General features: G+C 44.0%; 20 protein-coding genes and 1 pseudogene. 12 read left to right on the top strand and 9 right to left on the bottom strand.

The window, feature by feature from the left end; genetic code table 11:
• From DWX84_RS20165 to DWX84_RS20135, 7 genes and pseudogenes are all read left to right on the top strand, one after another.
• A pseudogene (locus tag DWX84_RS20165) lies at positions 1-243 on the top strand (hypothetical protein); the annotation flags it as partial.
• Between the two features lie 125 nt (positions 244-368).
• The gene (surE, locus tag DWX84_RS20160; protein ID WP_011966925.1) at positions 369-1,136 is read left to right on the top strand and encodes a 5'/3'-nucleotidase SurE; all 768 of its coding nucleotides are present in this window, start codon (positions 369-371) and stop codon (positions 1,134-1,136) included.
• 10 nt (positions 1,137-1,146) lie between these two features.
• Positions 1,147-2,280, top strand: coding sequence for a lipid-A-disaccharide synthase (gene lpxB / locus DWX84_RS20155; RefSeq protein ID WP_048927917.1), 1,134 nt, complete (start codon positions 1,147-1,149; stop codon positions 2,278-2,280).
• 94 nt (positions 2,281-2,374) lie between these two features.
• A complete protein-coding gene (locus DWX84_RS20150) occupies positions 2,375-3,136 on the top strand; it encodes a NigD-like protein (protein WP_048927916.1) in 762 nt (253 codons plus the stop codon).
• 132 nt (positions 3,137-3,268) lie between these two features.
• Complete coding sequence (locus DWX84_RS20145) at positions 3,269-3,799, top strand: RNA polymerase sigma factor (protein WP_048927915.1); 531 nt, start codon at positions 3,269-3,271, stop codon at positions 3,797-3,799.
• Positions 3,800-3,801: 2 nt separating this feature from the next.
• Entirely contained in the window at positions 3,802-4,338 is a 537-nt protein-coding gene (locus DWX84_RS20140) for a hypothetical protein (RefSeq protein ID WP_048927914.1), read from the top strand.
• Between the two features lie 25 nt (positions 4,339-4,363).
• Positions 4,364-5,449 carry a hypothetical protein gene (locus DWX84_RS20135; RefSeq protein ID WP_005861094.1) on the top strand — a complete coding sequence of 362 codons (1,086 nt, stop codon included), beginning with the start codon at positions 4,364-4,366 and terminating at the stop codon, positions 5,447-5,449.
• Positions 5,450-5,495: 46 nt separating this feature from the next.
• Here DWX84_RS20135 and DWX84_RS20130 read toward each other — a convergent pair whose 3' ends face one another.
• The 7 genes from DWX84_RS20130 to DWX84_RS20100 form a co-directional block, all read right to left on the bottom strand.
• A complete protein-coding gene (locus DWX84_RS20130) occupies positions 5,496-5,873 on the bottom strand; it encodes a hypothetical protein (RefSeq protein WP_226769929.1) in 378 nt (125 codons plus the stop codon).
• A 2-nt stretch (positions 5,874-5,875) separates the two neighbouring features.
• Complete coding sequence (locus DWX84_RS20125) at positions 5,876-6,439, bottom strand: RNA polymerase sigma factor (RefSeq protein ID WP_122377612.1); 564 nt, start codon at positions 6,437-6,439, stop codon at positions 5,876-5,878.
• A gap of 10 nt (positions 6,440-6,449) precedes the next feature.
• A complete protein-coding gene (locus DWX84_RS20120; protein ID WP_008773927.1) occupies positions 6,450-6,857 on the bottom strand; it encodes a DUF6249 domain-containing protein in 408 nt (135 codons plus the stop codon).
• A gap of 177 nt (positions 6,858-7,034) precedes the next feature.
• Positions 7,035-8,693: a Gfo/Idh/MocA family protein gene (locus tag DWX84_RS20115; RefSeq protein WP_005861085.1), complete on the bottom strand. Its 1,659-nt coding sequence runs from the start codon at positions 8,691-8,693 to the stop codon at positions 7,035-7,037.
• Positions 8,694-8,698: 5 nt separating this feature from the next.
• Positions 8,699-9,205: a DoxX family membrane protein gene (locus DWX84_RS20110; RefSeq protein ID WP_005861083.1), complete on the bottom strand. Its 507-nt coding sequence runs from the start codon at positions 9,203-9,205 to the stop codon at positions 8,699-8,701.
• Positions 9,206-9,322: 117 nt separating this feature from the next.
• Positions 9,323-10,177, bottom strand: a complete 855-nt coding sequence (locus DWX84_RS20105) for a DUF1080 domain-containing protein (protein ID WP_005861081.1) — start codon at positions 10,175-10,177, stop codon at positions 9,323-9,325.
• Between the two features lie 22 nt (positions 10,178-10,199).
• Positions 10,200-11,690, bottom strand: a complete 1,491-nt coding sequence (locus tag DWX84_RS20100) for a Gfo/Idh/MocA family protein (protein WP_036615329.1) — start codon at positions 11,688-11,690, stop codon at positions 10,200-10,202.
• A 291-nt stretch (positions 11,691-11,981) separates the two neighbouring features.
• Between DWX84_RS20100 and DWX84_RS20095 the strand changes: the two genes are divergently transcribed.
• From DWX84_RS20095 to DWX84_RS20085, 3 genes are read left to right on the top strand one after another with little or no spacing between them, the layout of a single operon-like run.
• Positions 11,982-12,209: a DUF4492 domain-containing protein gene (locus DWX84_RS20095; RefSeq protein ID WP_005861078.1), complete on the top strand. Its 228-nt coding sequence runs from the start codon at positions 11,982-11,984 to the stop codon at positions 12,207-12,209.
• A 13-nt stretch (positions 12,210-12,222) separates the two neighbouring features.
• Positions 12,223-13,779 (top strand): cytochrome ubiquinol oxidase subunit I, encoded by a 1,557-nt coding sequence (locus DWX84_RS20090; protein WP_057326036.1) that lies wholly within the window; start codon positions 12,223-12,225, stop codon positions 13,777-13,779.
• A gap of 40 nt (positions 13,780-13,819) precedes the next feature.
• Positions 13,820-14,971: a cytochrome d ubiquinol oxidase subunit II gene (locus tag DWX84_RS20085; RefSeq protein WP_005861074.1), complete on the top strand. Its 1,152-nt coding sequence runs from the start codon at positions 13,820-13,822 to the stop codon at positions 14,969-14,971.
• A gap of 123 nt (positions 14,972-15,094) precedes the next feature.
• Here the strand turns inward: DWX84_RS20085 and DWX84_RS20080 are convergent, their stop codons facing one another.
• Positions 15,095-16,690 (bottom strand): M28 family peptidase, encoded by a 1,596-nt coding sequence (locus DWX84_RS20080; protein WP_036615334.1) that lies wholly within the window; start codon positions 16,688-16,690, stop codon positions 15,095-15,097.
• Positions 16,691-17,014: 324 nt separating this feature from the next.
• On the opposite strand from DWX84_RS20080, the gene DWX84_RS20075 reads away from it, so the two are divergent.
• Positions 17,015-17,929 (top strand): ribonuclease Z, encoded by a 915-nt coding sequence (locus DWX84_RS20075; RefSeq protein WP_121961254.1) that lies wholly within the window; start codon positions 17,015-17,017, stop codon positions 17,927-17,929.
• Positions 17,930-18,015: 86 nt separating this feature from the next.
• The gene (locus DWX84_RS20070; protein WP_005861068.1) at positions 18,016-18,336 is read left to right on the top strand and encodes a T9SS type A sorting domain-containing protein; all 321 of its coding nucleotides are present in this window, start codon (positions 18,016-18,018) and stop codon (positions 18,334-18,336) included.
• A 218-nt stretch (positions 18,337-18,554) separates the two neighbouring features.
• On the opposite strand, the gene DWX84_RS20065 is transcribed toward DWX84_RS20070, so the two are convergent.
• Positions 18,555-22,001: a DUF6383 domain-containing protein gene (locus tag DWX84_RS20065; RefSeq protein WP_121961255.1), complete on the bottom strand. Its 3,447-nt coding sequence runs from the start codon at positions 21,999-22,001 to the stop codon at positions 18,555-18,557.
• Positions 22,002-22,174 lie beyond the last annotated feature (173 nt).

The following is a 22,174-nucleotide window of genomic DNA, read 5'->3' as shown; positions in this document are numbered from 1 at the left end:
GCGGAGTGGAAGATGTATAATGATTATTACAACACCTTGGACTTCGCCGTCGAGAAAGGCATGAAAAAAGGGATGGAAAAAGGATTGCAGGAAGGTTTGCAAGAAGGTTTGCAAAAAGGAAAAGCAGAAGGACGACAGGAAGAGAAACACTCCATAGCACTTAATCTTAAGAAATTAGGAGTTAGTATAGAGCAAATCGCCTTTGCCACCGGCCTCTCCATAGAAGAAATAGAGAAACTATAATAATCTGAGACCTTTCGCCTGATCAACAACTGATTAGGCGAAAGGACAACTCCCATCCCTCACACCCCAACCATTGTTCGCAAATTATTGTTACCTTTGTACGACAACTATAAGGATAAAACGATATGACAAACGAGAGACCGTTGATTCTGATCACGAATGATGATGGCGTATGGGCCAAAGGTATTAACGAATTGATTGAGTGCCTGAAAGATCTAGGCGATTTGGTGGTATTCGCTCCCGATGGACCTCGTTCCGGGATGGGTAGTGCCATTACATCTTTAGTTCCTATCAAGTATACCTTGTTGAAAAAGGAGGAAGGACTTACCATCTATAGTTGCACCGGGACACCGGTTGATTGCGTTAAATTAGCGATTAATGAGGTTTTGGAGCGCAAGCCCGATCTGTTAGTCTCCGGTATCAACCACGGGGGGAATATGGCTATCTGCGTAAATTATTCCGGAACGATGGGTGCCGCCGCCGAGGGCTGTATTTTCAATGTCCCTTCCATGGGTGTATCCTTACTGGACCATGCGGCTGATGCCGACTTCTCCGAATGCTGCCGTCTTGGACGTATGCTGGCACGCCGGGTATTAAAAGAAGGCTTACCGCACGGAACCTACTTAAACCTCAACGTGCCGAAGCTACCGCAAGTGAAAGGATTGAAAGTTTGTCGCCAAGCTGACGGTCGTTGGGTACGTGAATTCAAGCGTTCCGAGAACGCCAGCGGAGAGCCCGTATTCTGGTTGACAGGGGCTTTCGAAAGCGCCAAACCCATCCACCCGGACAATGATATGCTTGCGCTGGACAGCGGATACGCCTCCCTAGTCCCCTGCAAGATCGACGTTACGGACTACGACTTCATGGCCACCCTAAACAACTGGATCCTTTAATTTTCAATTCATGAAGTATTACCTGATAGCCGGAGAAGCCTCCGGAGACCTGCACGCCTCGAATTTGATGGCAGCCTTGAAAGAGAATGACCCGAAGGCCGAGTTCCGCTTTCTGGGCGGCGATCTGATGAGAGCCGTCGGAGGAACTCTTGTCAAACATTACCGGGAGATGGCGTTCATGGGCTTTATCCCGGTATTGCTGAACTTGCGCACCATCTTAAATAACATGAGGACGTGCCAAGAGGATATCCGCCGCTATCAGCCAGATGTCGTCATTTTAATTGACTATCCGGGATTCAACCTGAAGATCGCCAAATACGTGAAAACCCAGTTGGGACTCCCGGTATATTACTACATATCCCCCAAAATATGGGCCTGGAAGCAATACCGCATCAAGGACTTCCGGCGTTATGTAGATCGTATGTTCTGCATCCTGCCGTTTGAGACCGAGTTTTTCCGGAAGCTTAATTATTCGGTAGATTACATAGGAAACCCTTCCGTAGACTCCGTAGCCTATTACAAGGAGCATCAAGCGATTCCCAAAGATGCATTTATCAAAGAGGAAGGATTGGCCGACAAGCCTATCCTCGCCTTGCTATCCGGTAGCCGCAAACAAGAGATCAAGGATAATTTACCGACCATGCTGAAAGTAGCCTCCGCATATCCCGACTACCAGCCGGTAATAGCCGGAGCGCCGGGCATCGATCCTGCCTACTATCAAGAATACATAGGCTCTTATCCCGCCAAGATCGTGTTCGGTAAAACCTATCCCTTGCTACAACATAGCGCCGCCGCCTTGGTAACCTCCGGCACGGCAACCTTGGAAACCGCCCTGTTCCGGGTTCCGCAAGTCGTTTGCTACTACGTCGTGGCCGGACAGTTGGCCAGCTTTATCTTCAAACATTTCTTCCATACGAAATACATATCCCTCGTGAACCTGATCGGGGGACGGGAGATCGTACAAGAACTATTCGGAGCCCGCTTCTCCGAATCGCAAATACAAGACGAGCTAGGACGTATCCTACAAGATCCGGCCTATCGAAAACGAATGCTAGACGGATACGACGAGATTATCCATACGCTAGGAATGCCCGGGGCTTCAAAGCGTACGGCACGGCTAATCGTTGAATCCCTTGGTTCTTAACATCTTTTATTAACGTCTTTTGCAGCATTTCATCCCGAACTTACATCTTTCCTCATAGAACGATGAAATGTGAACTTTTTAAGAAACAAAAGGAATGAAGACGTTGAGAGCTTTTTTATTGGTTATCGGGATCGCTTTAGTATCCCTCACCCTACCCTCTTGCTTAGATGACGATGACTCGTATTCTTTAGGTGATATCTGGATAGCGGTCGCTACCGTAGTACCGGAAGGTAATAACGTATATTACTTACGGCTGGACGACGGAGATAAGCTATGGCCCGCCGCCACGAACTATCCGAACTATCAGCCGAAGCCTAACCAACGTGCCTTGGTGAACTTCACGATATTGGCGGATTCCACCCAAAGTAATCTAGGAGGTTTCTCCCATTATGTCAAGGTTAACGCGATCCATAACATCCTTACGAAATCCATCGCTAAGAACGAGGGAGCGGCCAATGATTCTATCTATGGTACGGACCCGGTAAGTATTTATGAGAATAATATGTGGATCGGAGACGGATATTTGAATATCTATTTCGAGACACTCTGGGGAGGCAAGACCGCCCACTTTATCAACCTGATCCAACCGGATGCCGAGAATGATCCTTATACGCTGGAGTTTAGGCATAACGCTTACGATGATCCCCAATATACGATTGGGGCCGGACGTGTGGCGTTCAACTTGTCTTCCTTGCCAGATACCAAAGGAGAGACGGTCGATCTTGTCGTAAACTATTGGACTTCCGACGGGAAACAGGCTTATAAATTGAAATATAATTCGGATAAGACAAAAATGGAAGGTACTTCGCAAGGCTATACGAACGATAGTATCTCCAATATAACAGACATGAAATAAACCTTCCCACATAACTTTTATTTTTATCATTTAGTTCAGGAGGAGAGGCGTCGAGATGATGCCTTTCTTTTTTTTGTATTTTTACGCTACAAGATGCAACGGTCAAGGCATCACTCTCGTTTATATAAACAAATGGACAAAGTAACCGAACATCTGATCGAGGGTTGCCGCCGGGGAGACCGGAGCTCGCAACTGAAGTTGTACAAACAATACGCACAGCGATTGTATATAGCCTGCTTGCGTATCGTAGGCAACTCATCCGAGGCGGAAGAAGCCATGCAGGACTCGTTCCTCAAGATCTTCACACGCTTGGACCAATATCATGACGGGCAATGCTTTGAGGCATGGATGCATCGTATCGCCATCCATACGGCCATCGATTATGTACGCCGCCAAGCACCGGACCAAGAGGAGCTTTCCGACAATCTGGCCGAACCGGAAACGGACGGACCGGACGAGGAAGAAATCCAATATTCCGTGGCACAGATAAAGGAAGCCACCACGAAGTTGCCGGCAGGCTATCGCATAATCCTCTCGCTTTACCTCTTTGAGGGATATGATATGGAAGAGATCGCCTCTATCCTGAAAATCCAACCGCCAAGTGTCCGTAGCCAGTACCTACGCGCTAAGCGGAAATTGTTAGACATTATAGCAGCCAATTAAACATGGATAAACTAAAGAATTTCATAGACGCAAACCGTGACGCATTCGAGGAAGATGAGATGCTTCCCGAAGGTCACTTCGAACGTTTCGAGCAAAAACTGCCGAAGCCACGGAAAAACCGTGCGGCCCTATACAACCTATCGGCCTTTGCCATAGCTGCCTCTATCGCTTTGTTGCTCTTATTCCGCTTGCCGGGAGGGACCGGTCTGCCGGAACCCGCGCAAAAGACCACGGCCCAGACCTGCGAGGCCCAAGAAGAGATCGAGGAACTACGTCTATATTACAATATGCAAATGAACGACGTATTGACGCAGATGAAGAAGTTGTATAAACAGGACCGGACACCGGGAGCGGAAGAGTTATTGCAAGAGAGCAAACGGATCCTCACGGATAATTATATGTTCGAGGAAACGATACTCCCTACCTTGCCTTGTTCCAACGACGGTCTCTTCGCCATGACCCAGCATTACAGCAATAGCTTGGAGGGCCTCACGCTGATGCTTAAGCAAATGGAACAAGTCACGGATAACCAGAAATAGTAATAACAATTAATACATATCAATCATGAACACGACACACGTAAAATTGAGTCCCGCCGTATTGCTGACTTTCGTATTGCTGCTATGCAATCTATCGGCAATAGCTAGGCCACAAGAGAAGATCAAGAAAAAAGAGATATCCCAATCCTACAGCGTAAGCGCCGGTGATCGTCTCCAAGTAGAAAATCGTTATGGAAACATCACCGTTACCCACTGGAATCAGAATACGGTAGCTATACGGGTTGAGGTAGAATGTAAGGCTCGCAGCGAGGAACGTGCTCAAGAGAACTTGGACCGTATCCAAATCGAGACCAAGAAGATAGGTGGTATTGTCTCAGCGGTCACTACGATAAAGAAGGAGATGAATAGCAATTCAAATAATGAGTCCATGACGATCAATTATTATATCCAGATGCCTCCTAAGCTCGCCGCAGACTTGAACCAGAAATATGGAAATATCAACTTGCCAAGCGATAATAACGGCAACATGGATATCCATGTAAAATACGGCAACCTGAATGCGGGTAATTTCACAGCCAACGCAATGATAGAGGCCAAATATGGTAACATCGAGGTAGGAAATCTGCAGGACGCCCAACTGGATCTGGGCTACGTAGGAACCGCCAAGATTCGCAACGCTAAAGATTTAACGATAGACAGCAAATATTCCAATCTGGATATACAGGATATACAATCTTTACGCATGGAGATTAAATATGGTAATCTCACCATTGAAAGCGTAAGCAGACTAGACATGGAGATTAAGTACAGCGACGCTAAAATTGGGACCCTTAAAGATGCCTTGAATGTAAGTAGCCTTAGCTATAGTAACTTAAAGATACGAAACTTGTCTCCCTCTTTCTCGAAGGTGAACGTAGAATCTCATTATGGGAATTTAGAGGTAGCGCTTCCCGCAAAAACTTCTTTCCGGATAGTAGCGGAGAACATGAAGTATTCAAGCTGCGACGTGAACGGTTTCAATATCACCCGCAAGCATTTTGACGATGAGGATCGTGACAAGAATTACACCTATGAGATTAATGGTGGAAAGCAACCGACGATTCACTTCGAAGGAAATCGATATGGAAATCTAAAAGTCAAGGCCAATTAATCGGTTGTAGAGACGGGGCATGCCCCGTCTCTACAACCGGATATTTTTATTTTGAGGTGTTTTGCCGGCGTATCTCTTCTCTCTTCAACCAGTTATCGAGTTGTGTAAACAGGAAGAAACAAGAGATCCCGGAAGCAATCGTTAAAACAATCGGGAAATAGGCTCGCAAAGAGCCTAAAACCGTTTCCGCCCCGCCCGGAGAAAGCTTAACCAAATACAAGATGCCTACTAACACAAGCATATAAGCGACAAATATGCTAAAAATGCCTACAGGTGTAAATCGTTTCTTGATATAGTACTTATATACCCGCTTCTTCTCTTGTATAATCAATGCCATAATACGGGAGTTTAATGAGGCCGAAGGTTGTTCCGCCGTCCCTCGCATCAACTTACGTGTCAAATGATCAATATCTTTCTCATTCATATTCATAACAAATCAGCTGTCTCTAATTTCATTTTATCTTGCAACACTTCATAAAACCGTTTCCGCCCACGGAATAGTTTTACTTTCACATTAGAAGCGCTCAATTCAGTGATCTGACAGATCTCTTCCACCGAGCATTCCTCCAAATAATAAAGAGTAAGCAACAAGGCCTCATCAGCCGGAAGCTTTTTCAGCGTACGTGCGATCATCTCTTTCCGGTCCTCACGCTCTAATAAAGCCGTAGCCGATTCAACCTCGTCATTCGAAAGGTCTACAGGGCCTGCCTCCTCATAACTCACGAACATACGCTGTTGTCTCAAGGCCGTCAACGCCGTACGATACACGATTCTATAAAACCATGTTGAGAACTTACTATCGAAATGAAAATCGGAAAGAGCACGATACATCTTCACGAACGCATCCTGTACAGCCTCTTCTGCCTCCTCGCGATTTTCCAAGATATGAAGAGCGATGGTATAAGCCATCTTCTCATACTTCGCGACAAGGCAGGAGAAACTTTGCGTGTCCCCTGCCAAAATACGTTCTATCCACTTTCGCTCATCCATCCGGTATCGTTTATTCTTCCAGACGCATTTTCTTCTCGTCCTCCAATCTCTCCTTCTCCATTAAAGAACGGGAAAGAAAGAAATAAATTATAAAAGCTACTCCACCGAACATAATCGTAATAGCCGGAACTAACAAAAAGAACCAATCGCTATCGTAAGTGAAAGCAGAGTCGACCATCATACCGACAATCACACCCAAAGACAAACCGATCATAAAAATACCGTTACGCAGGGTATTATAACGATTAGGCCTTCTCTCGGGGCGCATAGCCTCTTCCAACACAATTCCTTTCTCGATCATCGCCATCTTTTCCTCATGCTTACTTTTAATGGTCATGTAACTAGCGATAATACCTAACAATACCGGCATACCTACCGCACAAATAACACCTAAAATAGGAATCCACAACTCGTTCATATCTTTTATTCTTTAAAGGTTTAATAAATTATTCGCTTTTATCAATAAGACATGAGTAATCACAAATCGGTTACAAAAAAGAGAAGAAATTTTATACATGCACAAATAAAAGAAGCGAACTCCATCCATTTATGAAGTTCGCTTCTTGGGAAAGTTATTTATCGTCTTTTTAGATACTTACGCAAGTTCACCTCTTACAATCTCTTCTTTGTCCTTATCCCAGTACATCGTACGTCCTTCCAGATAAGCGCGAGTACCCATATGAGCGGTCATAGCCTCTTGAAAAGCGGCGTCGATATTACAGCTAGGAGTCTTGCCTTGACGGATACATTCTAGCCACTCACGGATATGCAAGTGAGTCGTATCATAACGTTTACCATTTACATACGTATACAGCAAACCACGTTTAGCGAAATACAACTCCGTAGGAGATGTAACGGAATCCGAGCTATTTTGTCCCGGTACATAGGTATAGAACGGAGTATCTGTAGGAATAATACCTTCCTTGATCTTATCCGCATAACGAGTGGAATCTTGGTCAACCGTAATAGCCAAGATATTGGAAACCTCCATAGAAGCATCATGCCCCATGAACACCTTGCCACGGTTACGGCTACTTGCCAATGTAGCGCTATACAACATCGTCAAGTCACGATCCGGCCACTCGAAAGTAGTCTGCAATACATCAGGTACCGTACGTCCGTCCTTGAAGAAATAAACACCGCCGGATGAAGTAGCGGAATGAGGTATACCCACATGCATGATCTGGTTGACAGCGTCATACTCATGTGTCAACAAGTCACCGGAAAGGCCTGTACTATAATCCCACCAGCAACGCCAGCGGAAGAAACGTTCCAGACTGAACTTGCTACGCTCGTCCGGACCGATATATCTTTCAAGCTTGTTGGATGTCATATAATCCATATATTCCTTAATACGCTCAGGATCACCCTCGAACTGCTTCCAATCAATCGTATTAGGATTAGAGCCTTCGATAATATCATATACCCAAGCACCATTTGGAGAGTTACGGTTCGTACAAACCTCGATCAAGTTAACAGGACCTAATAATCCGTTACCGATAATCTCCTCGGCCTTCTGATAACAGTCGGTCTGACGCCCTTGGTGACCTAACTGAAATACAACGCCGGTCTCTTTGATCACTTGGCGAACCATATACGTCTCAGGAACCGTCCATGATAACGGTTTCTCGCAATATACATGCTTTCCGGCACGTGCCGCAGCCATAGCGATCGTGCTATGCCAGTGGTCCGGACCAGCGATAATAACGGCATCCACATCCGGAGCCGTTACCAACTCTTGATAAGTCCGGTAACGTTTCGGAGCAGGCCCGAACTTACCGCCGCTACCCTCACGATGGATATTGGAACCGGTCAATACAGCGGCCTCACCATATACATCAAATATATCACAAACCGCGGTTATCTCAATATTCAGATCATCTTGCTCCATATATTGCTGATAACGCGTGTCTTTCTTATTCAACTTATTAGCTTCTTTCATCTTATCGATCCAAGAAGGCTCAGCGAAACCTGCGGCACGCATCAATTGCTTTCCACGAATACCGAAGCCGACCAAACCGATACGGATCTTCTTGCCATCGCCTTGCGGCTCCAAATAGGAGGCCTGTCTGTTACTTACCTGAAATACATCTGATATGTTACGGCCTCTTAAAGCGTCTTTCCTTTTTTGGTAAACGCCATATGCCAAAGCACCTAAGATAGGCACTGTAGCCAATGTCTTCAATGTGTCCCGACGTCCTTTATCGGGCATTTGCTCCTGAGAAGGAGTATTCTTTGCATCTTCTGTTGCCATGGGTATCAAATAAATTTAAGTTTATGCAATATCGGACACACACGTCCTAACACACGATCGAATCCTATGATTTGTGATGTAGGGAATACGCACATCAAACCTAAGGCGGCGAACTCCACAAGGTTCTTGTCAATCCATAAATAAGAGCCTTCAAACGGCATCATATAGCTCGCTCCCACAAAAGAGGGGTGGGATAACGTGTACATAGCGAGAAGAATCATACCTCCAACAGAAGATAAACGATACAAACAGCCTAAAGTCAAGCCTAGGCCGATCAATAACAGAGCCCACTCATTCAAGAAGTTGATGGTCGTCATCAAACTGTCGTCTTGAGTCAATTTGATAAAAAATGAAGCAGCGGGACCCTTTGAATCGAGTAGATAGGGTAGAGATGTCCATTTTGGGTTCATGATTTTTACTAGGCCTTCATACATAAAGTGCCAACCTATAAAAAGACGCAGCATCATCAGCCAAGTCATCTGCGCTTTCGTGTAACCTTGTTCTATTTTCATTTCTTGGTCCTAAAAAATTGGTTTAGAAAAAGTCGATTATTAAAAACACAACACCCGAAGCTAAAATCATAGATTTAGGCCTCGGGCGTTATTTATGCTAAAATGTGCTTGATACGATTAATCCAAAACTTTAACAGTAATGTTACGGAACCAAACATCATCCCCGTGGTCTTGAAATCCGATGAAACCTTCTTTGTTAGCGCCACCGCAATTCAACAACAACTCATAAGCCAACGGCCATTTGTCTTTGCTAAATTTGCTGTTATCCAACATTTCTTTCCACTGCGGAGTCCACAAGTGATACTCAACAACAGGTTCATCGCTATTCAAATAGTGAACAACTGTACCCTTATAGCACATGATCTTACCCTTGTTCCACTCACCGAACGGTTTTGCGTTCTGCGGTTTAGCAGGAATCATGTCATACAAAGAAGAAGATTTACGGTTGCCATCCTTACCTAACTTAGCGTCGGGGTGGTTCTCGTTATCCAATACTTGGTACTCAGGAGCAGAGATGTAAGAAGGTTGTCCCTCTACCTCTTGAATCATGATGAATACACCAGAGTTAGAGCCTTTACCTACTTTCCATTCGAACTCAAGCTCGAAGTTACCCAACTTATGAGCGAAGATCAAGTCCCCACCGTTGGAAGCACCAGCCTCACCAGCACCAGAGCCATTGATTTTGATCGCTCCGTCCTCGATTGTCCAAGCACCCGGAACGTCAGCACGGTCATAACCTCTCCAGCCATTGAATGTCTTACCATCGAAGATCACATATCTACCCTCTTTATCTTTCGGGAAAGTCGTGATATCTACAGTAGGAAGATCTGTCATGAGCTTGTACTCAGGAGCTGCGGCTTCTGTTGTAGTCTCAGCAGCTGCAGGAGCTTCTTCTGTTTTCTTTCCACCACCACAAGATGTAAAATAACACATCATGATAGCAGCACTTGCTAATAATACTGACTTTTTCATTTTATTTATTGAGTTAAAACTATTATCTCGGCATATCTACCAGCTTCCAACCGTCACGATAATTGTGCTTAATCAAACCTGCAGCAAATTCTTGAGCGTTGATAGGATCCGTCCACACTGTCTTAAATTTCGGGTCGCCATCGATAACCTCGAAGGTATCTTTCTGGATAATCTTGATCGTATCATTCGGATCGATATTCGTAAATCTCATGTTAGGACCATCCCACAACAATTCTTTATTCAATCTTTGTAAACGAACAGCCAATACACCCATTACAACCATTTCATTGAACGGACCAGCCTCCAAGAAGTTAGACTTCGTCTGAACACGGCTACCAGCGCTTTCCTTACAAGCACGGATCCAGTCTTGTTCGTGACCACCCTTCATAGCATCTTTCACACGGCGCAATGTTTGAGGAACGTTCGGTTTACGACCAGATAACAACCATGGGTTAACACCGTAGCAACCGCAGATCAATGTATCTTTCGTACCGTGGAAGATACACAATCCACCACCTTCACCCATCAATTCCTTACCTTGAGGGAATCCTTCTGGACGATCCGGCATCATACCACCATCATACCAGTGAACTTCAACCTCCGGCATAGCTACCTTCGGCATATTATCACGAGCCGGGAATACCAACTTAACATGCTGAGCGTTAGGAGCACAGTCTTGTAATAACAATGTAGAAGAACCTTGTACTCTTGTCGGATAGCCTAAATTCAAGCCTTTGAATACCGGATGCAAGATGTGGCAAGCCATATCACCCAACGCACCTGTACCATAATCCCACCATCCGCGCCAGTTCCAAGGATGATATGTCTTATTAAACGGTCTCAATTTAGCAGGACCCGTAAACAAATCCCAATTCAATGTAGAAGGAATCTTATCTACTTTCTCAGGAGCGTTCAAACCTTGCGGCCAAATAGGACGGTTGGTAGCGCATTCTACTTTAGTAACCTCACCAATCTCACCATTCCAAATCCATTCGCAGATCAAATCTACACCTTCAGCCAATGAAGAACCTTGGTTACCCATCTGAGTAGCTACGTCATACTTCTTAGCCAAGTTCGTAAGCAAACGGGACTCATAAACAGAGTGAGTCAACGGTTTCTGAGTGTATACGTGTTTGCCAAGCGTCATAGCGTCAGCCGTGATCATGGCATGAGTATGGTCGGCGGTAGCTACCAACACAGCGTCGATAGATTTACCCATCTCATCATACATCTTACGATAATCCCAGTATTTCTTAGCTTGAGGATGACGGTCGAATACCGGTTTCGCATACTTCCAGTCAATATCACAAAGAGCTACGATATTCTCGGTAGTCTCCATGTTCTTTAAGTTAGCGTTACCCATACCTCCGATACCTACACCGGCAATATTCAATTTATCAGTTGGAGCGATATGACCATGGGTTTTACCTAGGACCGCACTCGGAACAATAGTCAAAGCTGCTGCGGCAGCCGTACCTTTTTGAAGAAAAGATCTTCTAGTAATGTTTGACATAGTAATAATTTTTTATAGATTAGCACTTAACAATGATATTTCATGTGTCTTTACACCTTTACAGGCAACAAATTGTCGCAAATATAGCCAATGCTGTATTATTGACAAGATCAAAAGACCGCTTTCTTATTTAAAATAGTTTTTTTTAACAGACAGGATAGATCTTATTTATAATTTCATAAATATTATCTATAGGATTGGGGGTATTTTATTAACGCAGTTTGGATATATTTGTAAAAACATGAAAACATATTCATATTAACAACTGTTATCTTAAATGAGAACAACTATATGAAAAAAGAATCTGCATTCATACGAATATATCGCTTTTATCTGGAAGGATTCCGGGAGATGAAGCTGGGCAAGACTCTTTGGCTAATCATTCTAGTCAAATTGTTTATCATGTTTTTTATCTTGAGATTATTCTTCTTTCCTAATTATCTCGGGCAATTCGATAGCGATAGTGAGAAGGAGAACCACGTATCGAACGAACTCATACAACGGGCAATAAATCCTTAAAACATTAATAAATATGATTGAAAACATTGACACTTCATTGATCGATTGGTCGAGGGCTCAATTTGCCCTTACGGCCATGTATCATTGGCTCTTCGTGCCACTAACACTAGGACTTGGCGTCATCCAAGCTATTATGGAGACGATTTATTATCGGACAGGTAATGAGGCATGGAAAAAGACCGCCCAATTTTGGATGAAATTATTCGGTATCAATTTCGCTATCGGTGTCGCTACGGGATTGATCCTCGAGTTCGAGTTCGGAACCAACTGGTCTAACTATAGTTGGTTTGTCGGGGATATCTTCGGGGCACCTTTGGCTATCGAGGGAATTCTCGCCTTCTTTATGGAAGCTACCTTTATCGCTGTTATGTTTTTTGGTTGGGACAAGGTTAGCAAACGCTTTCATCTCGCCTCCACTTGGCTGACGATTATCGGCGCTACTCTTTCCGCTCTCTGGATCTTGATCGCTAACGCATGGATGCAATATCCGGTCGGTATGCATTTCAATCCGGATACGGTCCGTAACGAGATGTTCGATTTCTGGGCCGTAGCCTTATCGCCTGTCGCCATTAATAAGTTTTTCCATACGGTATTGTCCGGTTGGATCGTAGGCGCCTTGTTCGTACTAGGAATCAGCTGCTGGTATTTATTAAAGAAACGGAATACCGAATTCGCTTTGTCAAGTATCAAGGTCAGCGCTATATTCGGGTTGGTAGCCTCCATCCTTATTATCTGGACGGGTGATGGCTCCGCTTACCAAGTCGCTCAAAAGCAGCCGATGAAACTAGCCGCCATGGAAGGTCTTTATGAGGGTGGCAACGGAGTAGGACTCGTAGGTATCGGCATCTTAAATCCGGCAAAGACGAGTTATCTGGATAACCAGAACGCATTTATTTTTGACATTAAGTTCCCCAAACTCCTCTCCTTCTTAGCAGAACGTGACATGAACGCATACGTTCCGGGAATCGTAAACTTAATAGAGGGAGGTTATACGACCAATAAAGGAACGGTAGCGCTCTCCGCCAAAGAAAAAATAGAGAAAGGTAAAACCGCTATCAAAGCGTTAGCAGATTATCGCAAAGCGGTCAAAGATAAAGATACCGCAGCCGCCGGGCAATACAGGGTAACCTTGGAAGAGAATTTCCCCTATTTCGGATATGGTTATATTAAGGATCCGGCAGAGTTAATCCCGCATGTAGGATTGACATTCTATTCTTTCCGTGTGATGGTGATCCTTGGTTGTTTCTTCATCTTACTATTCATTATTACGTTGATATGGGATAAAAAAGGGAAAATCGCTAATACACGTTGGTTGCAATACGTGGGCCTATGGTCTATACCTTTAGGATATATAGCGGGACAAGCCGGTTGGATCGTAGCGGAGGTAGGACGTCAACCTTGGGCTATACAGGATATCTTGCCGACCAGCGCTTCGATATCCAAGTTAAACCCATCCTCGGTACAGACCACTTTCTACCTGTTCCTTATCTTATTTACGATCCTGCTGATCGCAGAGATTGGAATCATGGTTAAGGCCATCAAGAAAGGGCCGGAAGCTGCCGCCCACTAATTTTCAATTTTCAAATATCAATTCTTAAATAGAAAGTCCTATGGATAGTACATATATATTGTTACAACATTACTGGTGGTTTCTGGTATCTCTACTCGGAGCGCTATTAGTATTCCTTCTTTTTGTACAAGGAGGCCAATCTCTACTCTTCACTATCGGCAAGACGGAGATACAGCAAAAAATGTTATTGAACTCGACCGGGCGTAAGTGGGAGTTTACTTTCACTACGTTGGTCACTTTCGGAGGTGCTTTCTTCGCCTCTTTCCCTTTATTTTATTCCACAAGCTTCGGCGGAGCCTATTGGGTATGGATGCTGATCTTGCTTTGCTTCGTGATACAAGCTGTATCTTACGAGTATCAAGCGAAAAAAGGCAACCTACTCGGGAAAAAGACGTATCAAGTATTTCTTATGATCAATGGTATAGCAGGTCCGATCTTACTCGGAACCGCTGTAGCGACCTTCTTTAACGGCGCTGAATTTATTGTTAACAAAGAACAGTTGACTGATGTAGCCATGCCCGTCATTTCCACGTGGGCCAATCCTTGGCATGGATTAGAGGCGGCTTTGGTATTTTGGAATTTGTGCCTAGGACTGGCAGTTTTCTTCTTGGCACGAGCTCTGGCCCTACTCTATTTTATCAACAATATCGATGATCCGGAGATTGTCGCTAAAAGCCGGAAACAATTGATACCGGAGACAATCTTGTTCCTCGTCTTTTTCTTGACATTCTTGATCCGTTTATTGTTGGTGGACGGTTTTGCCGTAAATCCGGATACCGGAGAAGTATTTATGCAACCGTATAAGTATTTTATGAACCTGATCGAGATGCCAATCGTGTTAGCCGTATTATTGATTGGCGTGGTTGGCGTGCTATTCGGCATAGGGAAAACGATATTCTCGAAGACTTGGAGAAAAGGCATCTGGTTCGCGGGAGCAGGGACTGTCTTGACCGTATTAGCTTTATTACTTTGCGCAGGATGGAATAATACGGCTTACTACCCATCTTTGGCGGATCTACAAAGTTCATTGACGATCCAGAATAGTTGCTCAAGCCCATTCACGTTGAAAGTAATGAGCTATGTATCTATTCTCGTTCCATTCGTATTAGCCTACATTTTCTATGCTTGGAGAGCGCTTGATCTACATAAGATCAATAGTAAGGAAATGCAAGAAGGAGGTCATACCTATTAAATAATGTGCAAATTAAATAATATGCCAATGTGCCAATATGTCAATGTGCCAGTGAGAATGCAAGTGATAGTATCTTAATTGACACATTAGCATATTGGCATATTGCTACATTGGCACATTAATTTATTGCCTTTGGAAGTCCGCCTCTTTTGTCCACTTAGGCATCTCATCATTGTTGGCGATGACTAAACCGATACTAAACATTAAGTTCATATCTTCCATAGCCCCATCAAAATCCCACCAAGATTCATCATACTCATCATTCGGTTGGTGATACCGGTAAACTTTCGGTTTAGCCTCATGGCGTGCTTTATCCACGTAGTCCTTACCGCCACCAACTAAAATCGTAGGTACGCCTTTTTTCACGAAATTAAAATGATCGGAACGGAAATAACCACCCGCAGGATCTTCGGTAATAACCTTCACGGTCCGTCCTTGTGCCGAGGCCATAGCGATCACCAAGGCATCTGTATCCGTCTTGCCCGCTGCCCGGAGAGAAACATCATGGGTACGCTCACGCGGGGCCGTGCCGTCAAAATTCAAGTTAATAGCTGTTTTAGATAACGGGAACAAAGGATGCTCACAATAGTACTGAGAACCTAATAAGCCACATTCCTCGGAAGTCACCGCCACGAATACGATAGAGCGACGAGGACGAACAGGCAATGATTGATATTTCTTAGCTAATAGCATTAAGGTAGCCACACCCGAAGCATTATCACTAGCGCCATTATAGATACTATCCCCATCTATCGGAGTACCGATCCCAAAATGATCCCAATGAGCGGTAAAAACCAAGTATTCATCTTTCAAGTCCGTGCCCGGTAAAACAGCCGCCACATTATGAGACTCGCCTACGGTCATCTTTACATTTAATATAACCTTACTTTTCGCCTTCATCGTAAAACTCTTGAAACCCGGTTTCTTCGCCGCAGCAATCGTCTCATCAAAATTCAATCCGCTAAGGGCGAACATTTTCTTGCAAGCCTCCTCCGAGAGCCATCCCTTCATGCCCAAAGCTTCCGCATTCATTGTCTCCGAGCAAAGAGCGATATTTGTCTGCACGTGAGAAGCCTGACAGACCTTCCAACCATACGAAGCGGCCGCCTCGTTATGAAGAACCAATAAACCTGCGGCACCTTGGCGTTGCGCCTCCTCGAACTTATAAGTCCAACGACCATAATAGGTCATGTTCTTTCCGCGAAACAAAGACGCGTCATAAAAACCGGGATCATTCACCATAGCGATAACGATTTTCCCCTTCACGTCTACATTCGCATAATCGTTCCAACCATATTCCGGCGCATTAATACCAAACCCACAGAACACATAATCCGTAGTAGGGATAACTACCTTTTCAGTCCCCCGGTTCGTCCAAACGACAATATCATCCGAGAACTTCAAATCCATAGAGCCTTTCGCGCATTTCACCGTGATCTTATCCTTTACCGGACGGGTAAAAGTAGATATTTCCTTCACCGGCTGGAAATAACTATCGCCATTAGCAGGTTGAAGACCTAGTTTCTTAAATTCATCAGCGATGTAATGGATTGTTTTCGTCTCATACTCGGTCAAAGGCTTACGCCCTCCGAACTCATCCGAGCCTAAAGTCTTTACTCGTTCCTTGAAAAAAGCCAAATCTTCCTCATAACTCTGGGCCATAACAGATACACCCATAGCGAGCATCAGAAGAAAAACAGAGATAAAATTCTTGTTCATAATCGTAGATTGTTAAATGACATAATTTATTAGATATAGGTATTTAGATTTCAAATTAACAATAAAAAAAGGAAACGGCGAAGCTCACGCTTGGCCGTTTCTACATTTAACCGTTTTAAACAAAAAGAAAAAGTTAGTTAAGGCTTAGAAAAAAATATCTTAAGTCTATTTACCGACTGTATATTCGCTTTCCCGAAGGACAGCAAACAAATATATGGAATCCACCTCATCCTGCATACATTACACTTTGTTTTTTTGTTATTTTTCACAGAACAGAAATGCTTTTGTATTATCTTTGCACTCAATTATTCCCATAGACAACAAATGGCTGATTTTGATATAAACATATTGGGATGCGGTTCCGCATTGCCCACGACACGCCATCTGGCGACCTCTCAAATAGTAGATTTACGAGATAAACTATACATGATCGACTGCGGGGAAGGCACGCAAGTGCAAATGCGTCGTATGCGTATAAAATTCAGTCGTTTAAATCATATCTTCATCTCCCACCTACACGGAGATCATTGCTTCGGGCTACCGGGATTGATCTCTACATTAGGTATGCTGGGGCGTAATGGAGAACTTGTTATTCATGGGCCGAAAGAGATCGAGAGCTATATGCGTCCGGTACTTGATATCTTTTGCAAAGGGTTGCCTTATGAGATCCGTTTTAACTTAATCGACCCGACAACTCATTCGTTGGTTATGGAAGATCGCTCCTTAAGCGTTTATTCCATTCCGTTAAAGCACCGGATACCCTGTTGTGGCTATTTGTTCGCCGAGAAAGCCAAAGAAGCGCATATCATCCGGGAGATGACGGATTTCTATCAGGTTCCTGTCCGTATGATACAAGAGATCAAAAGGGGCGCTGATTTCGTCACTCCGGAAGGAGAGGTAATCCCGAATGCCCGCTTAACCCGCCCTGCCGTCGCTCCCAAACGGTATGCTTATTGCTCGGATACAGCTTTTCACCCATCTATAATCCCCATCATTGAAGGGGTGGATTTATTATACCACGAGGCGACTTTCGCTGAATGTGACGCCGCACGTGCGAAAGAGACCTTCCACTCTACCGCCCGCCAAGCGGCCGAGATTGCTTATAAAGCCCAAGTGAAGCGATTGGTTATCGGTCATTACTCGGCTCGTTACGAGGATATGGCACCGTTAAAGAAAGAAGCAGACAAGATATTTCCCGGCACGATCTTAGGAGAGGAAGGTATGAGGCTTAGCGTATAATCATACATCCGTTTTACGAAATAAAGCTAATTACTTTCTAATATGCAGAAAACTTTCTACATTTGTACGAATTTAGGGACAAGTAAATGAAGCTTATACATATCATCGCTTTGGCACTTGCATTCTCCGCAAGTTATCCGGTTTACGCACAAGCTAATAAATCGGGAGTCAAGACATTTGCTTCTAGGCAAGAAGATCCCTCTCCTATCGAAATCACGGCCTACGAGAATCGCATCAAGGTAGAGAACGCTCCTGTCGGGAGTATCTTGGAAATCTACAGTGTCGTAGGCATCAAGGTGAAAGAAATCGAAGTCAAGCAGTCCACCGCCGAATATGTCGTAGATATCGCAAAGGGATATTATATCATCCGCATTGGCGATACAGTACGCAAGGTGGCGATACGATAAATAAAAGCCCCATAGGATAATCCTACGGGGCTTGTTTTTTGATCCGCTCTCTCTTCTCACGAGGATACCTGCGGAAGAACTTTTAATTACTTTAGTATTAATATGCCACGTGTTCACCCGTCACGGGATACTTTTTTATTGCGGCATAGTTATTTAATTATATATATTACATAAAGGCGGGTCTCCCCGCCTCTATTCGTTTAGTCCATCGGTTAGTCTTATTTTACGACTACCTTAACAGCCTCTTCACCATCAACAGCTACAGCTACGATACCAGCCGGTACAGCGATTGTAGCGTTGTCTGAAGTAAGGACTGTCTCAGCGACAACCTTACCTAAGATGTTAGTGATTACGACAGACTTACCAGCAGCGCCTTGAACAGTTACAGTACCGTTGCCAGCTACTACAGATACGCCTTCTACAGAAACTTCATCGTTAGAAGTTACCATATCCTCAGCGTCTGTCTTCTGGTATGCGTTGAATACCAATGCACCGTCACCACCAGTCTTAGCAGCCTCGAATGTAGCGGCCTTGTCGGTCAATACTAAACATCCATTATGCATCTTCAACCAAGCGGCAGCATTTTTAGGAGCGATTGCACGAGAAGCGTCACCAGCTACGGTCTGATATTGAGTATCAGTTGCGCCATATACGTTAGACTCGATCAAGAATGAGTTGTTCTCACCCTCTTTACCATCTACATAAGCGATAGCAGCCAAATCAGGATTTACATAACGGAATGACCAAGTTACATTCTTATGCTTGTCACCCGTCAATACGTTGATGAAGCTAGCGTAGTTCTTGTGGTAGTCTGCGCTGATCGCCTCGATACCCTCGTTCTTCAATTGCTCAGCAGTCATACCTTTGTATTTGCCTGTCAAAACAAACAAAGTATCACCGTATTGAACGGCAGGAACGAAACCTACGCGAGTATAGCTACTGTTAGAAACAGCCTTGGTATTGAACAAATACGGGTTAACAGAAGCAGCGATGTTTGCTTTAGCTGAGTCAGAGAAGTTAACCAAATACTTACCATAGATGAAAGCCGGAGTCTTCACATGAACGGCATGTACGCATTGATATGGATCGTCTGTAACTTTACCGTCAGCAGTGATGTGATTATTTGTAGTCTCCGTACAAGGAATGATCTTCTCACCCTCGATCAACTCACGATAAGCAGAAACCAAGTATTGAGGTTTAACCTTACCTGCGCCACGAGTCAACCAAGCGGTATCGATACGGAAGGCCAATTTACCATTTGCTTTATCTTTATTCCAGATACCAGCGTAATCAACAGTCTCCGTAGTCAAGTTCGGGTTCCACTCATCCATCAAGTATTCCTGACGAATAGACTCAACGAAATACAAGCTATCTGTTGAGTTATCAGCATTCTCACCTACAAGCTTATTATCGAACTGACGATACAACGGAGTCTGATCCGGAGCGATATAGAAAGCAGAAGTTCTTGTCTCTTTCAAGGTCTGAGCCTTCAAGGAAGCGTTAGCGTCATAGTCAGAAACACCAGCCTTATAGTTACGGATGATACCATTTGTACTAGCCTCCAAGATCGCATAGTAATGATTATAGCCAGCACCTTCCGCCAACTCAATACAGTTGTTCTCCTTGAAATAAACAGAATCCGTAAGAGCATTCAACTTACTTACAGTGTATTTGTTCTCTTTAGCCTCATCGTAGTTACCGAAGATCGCTCCGTCATAAGAAATCTGGTACATCTTTCTAACCAACTGAGCCAAGCCCGGGATTCTACCCTTGTCACCATTGACAGCGGAAGGATTATAACCATAAGCATGTTCTTTGCCTTTAGTCTGGATCTTGAACGCGGTCATACCATCCTTAACAGTCATCGTAGAATCTTTCACGACAGCGATGTATTTGTCTGTCGCATATGGGTGCCAGTAGTTGAATGTATACTTGTTGATCATCAACTCTTCTTCAGACAGATTCTTGTAACCAAGATATTTATCGCTATAGTACTTCTTATCTACCGGTACGAATTCCAAAGAATCTCCAGCGAAGTTTGAAGCATAGTAATATTTAGCACCTACATTCTTATTCAACTGAATACCAGAATAAGTAACTGCTGGAGAATACTCACGGTTCCAAGCATTGATCGGAGAAACATTATTCTTATCCGTAGCGTTTACCTTCAATACAACCCATTGATAAGCCGGCATATGATTAGCGTCTTGCAAATCCAAAGTCACCCATTCTGCTTTATTTCTATCCTCTACGTTGTTAACCCAAGTGGTATCGTTATGGATAGGAACTGACAAATACTTACCAGTCTTAGCGCTCTTGATCAAGTATACGCCATCAGCGATAGAAGTCTTCGTTGTCGTATAAGTACCACAACCCTTATAGTTCAAAGCGATCTCAACCTCTTTCTTGAAATAGATCGTAGCGATACGGATTTGGTCAGCCTTAACCAAGTCTTGAACAGTTACGTAGTTTGCTTTTCCATATTGATCAACATCCGCATTGGTAGCATTAAAAGATTTAGTACGGTCAAACGTACCATCGGCTTTTAACTTAATGATTTCCGCAGTATTAGCTGCAATAGCCGCACCAAACTTACCGTTCTTGCCATCCTTCGTATAAGTAACTTGCTTAACCTGAATAACCAAGCTATCTTTTGCAGGGAAGTAGACGAAACGGAACTTAGATTGATCATTCAAAGCTGTGCCCAATGTATCAGCTACTGTATGCTTCGTCGTTCCAGTTGCGTTCAATTTAGCATAAGTAAGTTGTTTTGTGTTGAAACCTAAGAAACGAGCACCATTCTCATTTACATAAGCAGTATCTACATAAACGAAAGTAGAATCAGCTTTCTTACCTGTAATGATACGCAACCAAGAACGGTCTACCGTACCGTTATCCTCTGCATCTACAGCGAAGAACTTAGCGTCGTCCGTGAAATAATTCTTCAAAGTAGTGTTATTCTTGTCGTCAACGAATGTCAGCTTAACACCCTTATCAGCGGTTTGAGTTCCGAAGATTGTATTAACAGCATTCGCGTTCATTACGATTGAATCCGGTTCTACCAAAGTGAATTTAGTAAATACAGAACCAGTTTGAGCATCTGCTTGAGCAGTTGTAGCAGTCGCTTTTCCTAACACGAATACATTTGATGTATTAAGCTTAAGACCAACCACTGAATCTGCGTGGAAATAAGAATACAAAGTAGCAGGGTTCATCGCATCCTTATAAGTCGCAGAGAAAGCCCAATCTTGCATCTCACCACCTACGACAGCACCAGTTGCAGCATATGTAGCACCCGAAGCAGGTTTAGCCACACCATTCAGCGCTGTACCGGCATACGCAACATCCAAACGCTGACCTGTAGCCTTATTCGTGAAGTTGTAGACAGGAGCTTTTCCATAACCCTCAGCAGTTACCTCAACACACCACAAGGAATACGCAAGAGTGTCGGGATTTGCAGCAATCTGATTATACGTCAACGGAAGAAGCTTGCCGTCCTTGTCCATTGTAAGGACCTTGTCTGTGCCAGTAGTTGCCCCAGCGACATCAACCGCCAACTGATATAAACCATCAGCAGCGACAGTCTTCACGGGTCCTCCCGCATTAGCCGTCACCGCACCCAGAAGCGCAGCACCAGCCAAAAGAGTAGAAAACTTTTTGTTCATAATTCTAAAATTAATATTAATACTAGTGTTTATTAAGATAATCAGCTCATTACGTCATCGTATCGTAGGCTTTTCCGTTGTAAAACGACTAGTCTAAACGAAGGTTTTAATCTTGCGTTTTATAAGGGGTAAATAGAAAGGTTTGTTGAAGGAATCGCTTGTTTCGTAAAGGA

The organism is Parabacteroides sp. AF21-43 (genome assembly GCF_003635435.1).
In the GTDB taxonomy this organism is placed as follows: domain Bacteria; phylum Bacteroidota; class Bacteroidia; order Bacteroidales; family Tannerellaceae; genus Parabacteroides; species Parabacteroides distasonis.
The sequence above is the reverse complement of the archived record's forward strand: the minus strand, read 5'-3'. Positions and strand labels throughout refer to the sequence as shown.

Coding starts and splice junctions, on each gene's coding strand:
- surE (WP_011966925.1), top strand. CDS start 369: ATGACAAACGAGAGACCGTTGATTCTGATCACGAATGATGATGGCGTA.
- lpxB (WP_048927917.1), top strand. CDS start 1,147: ATGAAGTATTACCTGATAGCCGGAGAAGCCTCCGGAGACCTGCACGCC.
- DWX84_RS20150 (WP_048927916.1), top strand. CDS start 2,375: ATGAAGACGTTGAGAGCTTTTTTATTGGTTATCGGGATCGCTTTAGTA.
- DWX84_RS20145 (WP_048927915.1), top strand. CDS start 3,269: ATGGACAAAGTAACCGAACATCTGATCGAGGGTTGCCGCCGGGGAGAC.
- DWX84_RS20140 (WP_048927914.1), top strand. CDS start 3,802: ATGGATAAACTAAAGAATTTCATAGACGCAAACCGTGACGCATTCGAG.
- DWX84_RS20135 (WP_005861094.1), top strand. CDS start 4,364: ATGAACACGACACACGTAAAATTGAGTCCCGCCGTATTGCTGACTTTC.
- DWX84_RS20130 (WP_226769929.1), bottom strand. CDS start 5,873: ATGAATGAGAAAGATATTGATCATTTGACACGTAAGTTGATGCGAGGG.
- DWX84_RS20125 (WP_122377612.1), bottom strand. CDS start 6,439: ATGGATGAGCGAAAGTGGATAGAACGTATTTTGGCAGGGGACACGCAA.
- DWX84_RS20120 (WP_008773927.1), bottom strand. CDS start 6,857: ATGAACGAGTTGTGGATTCCTATTTTAGGTGTTATTTGTGCGGTAGGT.
- DWX84_RS20115 (WP_005861085.1), bottom strand. CDS start 8,693: ATGGCAACAGAAGATGCAAAGAATACTCCTTCTCAGGAGCAAATGCCC.
- DWX84_RS20110 (WP_005861083.1), bottom strand. CDS start 9,205: ATGAAAATAGAACAAGGTTACACGAAAGCGCAGATGACTTGGCTGATG.
- DWX84_RS20105 (WP_005861081.1), bottom strand. CDS start 10,177: ATGAAAAAGTCAGTATTATTAGCAAGTGCTGCTATCATGATGTGTTAT.
- DWX84_RS20100 (WP_036615329.1), bottom strand. CDS start 11,690: ATGTCAAACATTACTAGAAGATCTTTTCTTCAAAAAGGTACGGCTGCC.
- DWX84_RS20095 (WP_005861078.1), top strand. CDS start 11,982: ATGAAAAAAGAATCTGCATTCATACGAATATATCGCTTTTATCTGGAA.
- DWX84_RS20090 (WP_057326036.1), top strand. CDS start 12,223: ATGATTGAAAACATTGACACTTCATTGATCGATTGGTCGAGGGCTCAA.
- DWX84_RS20085 (WP_005861074.1), top strand. CDS start 13,820: ATGGATAGTACATATATATTGTTACAACATTACTGGTGGTTTCTGGTA.
- DWX84_RS20080 (WP_036615334.1), bottom strand. CDS start 16,690: ATGAACAAGAATTTTATCTCTGTTTTTCTTCTGATGCTCGCTATGGGT.
- DWX84_RS20075 (WP_121961254.1), top strand. CDS start 17,015: ATGGCTGATTTTGATATAAACATATTGGGATGCGGTTCCGCATTGCCC.
- DWX84_RS20070 (WP_005861068.1), top strand. CDS start 18,016: ATGAAGCTTATACATATCATCGCTTTGGCACTTGCATTCTCCGCAAGT.
- DWX84_RS20065 (WP_121961255.1), bottom strand. CDS start 22,001: ATGAACAAAAAGTTTTCTACTCTTTTGGCTGGTGCTGCGCTTCTGGGT.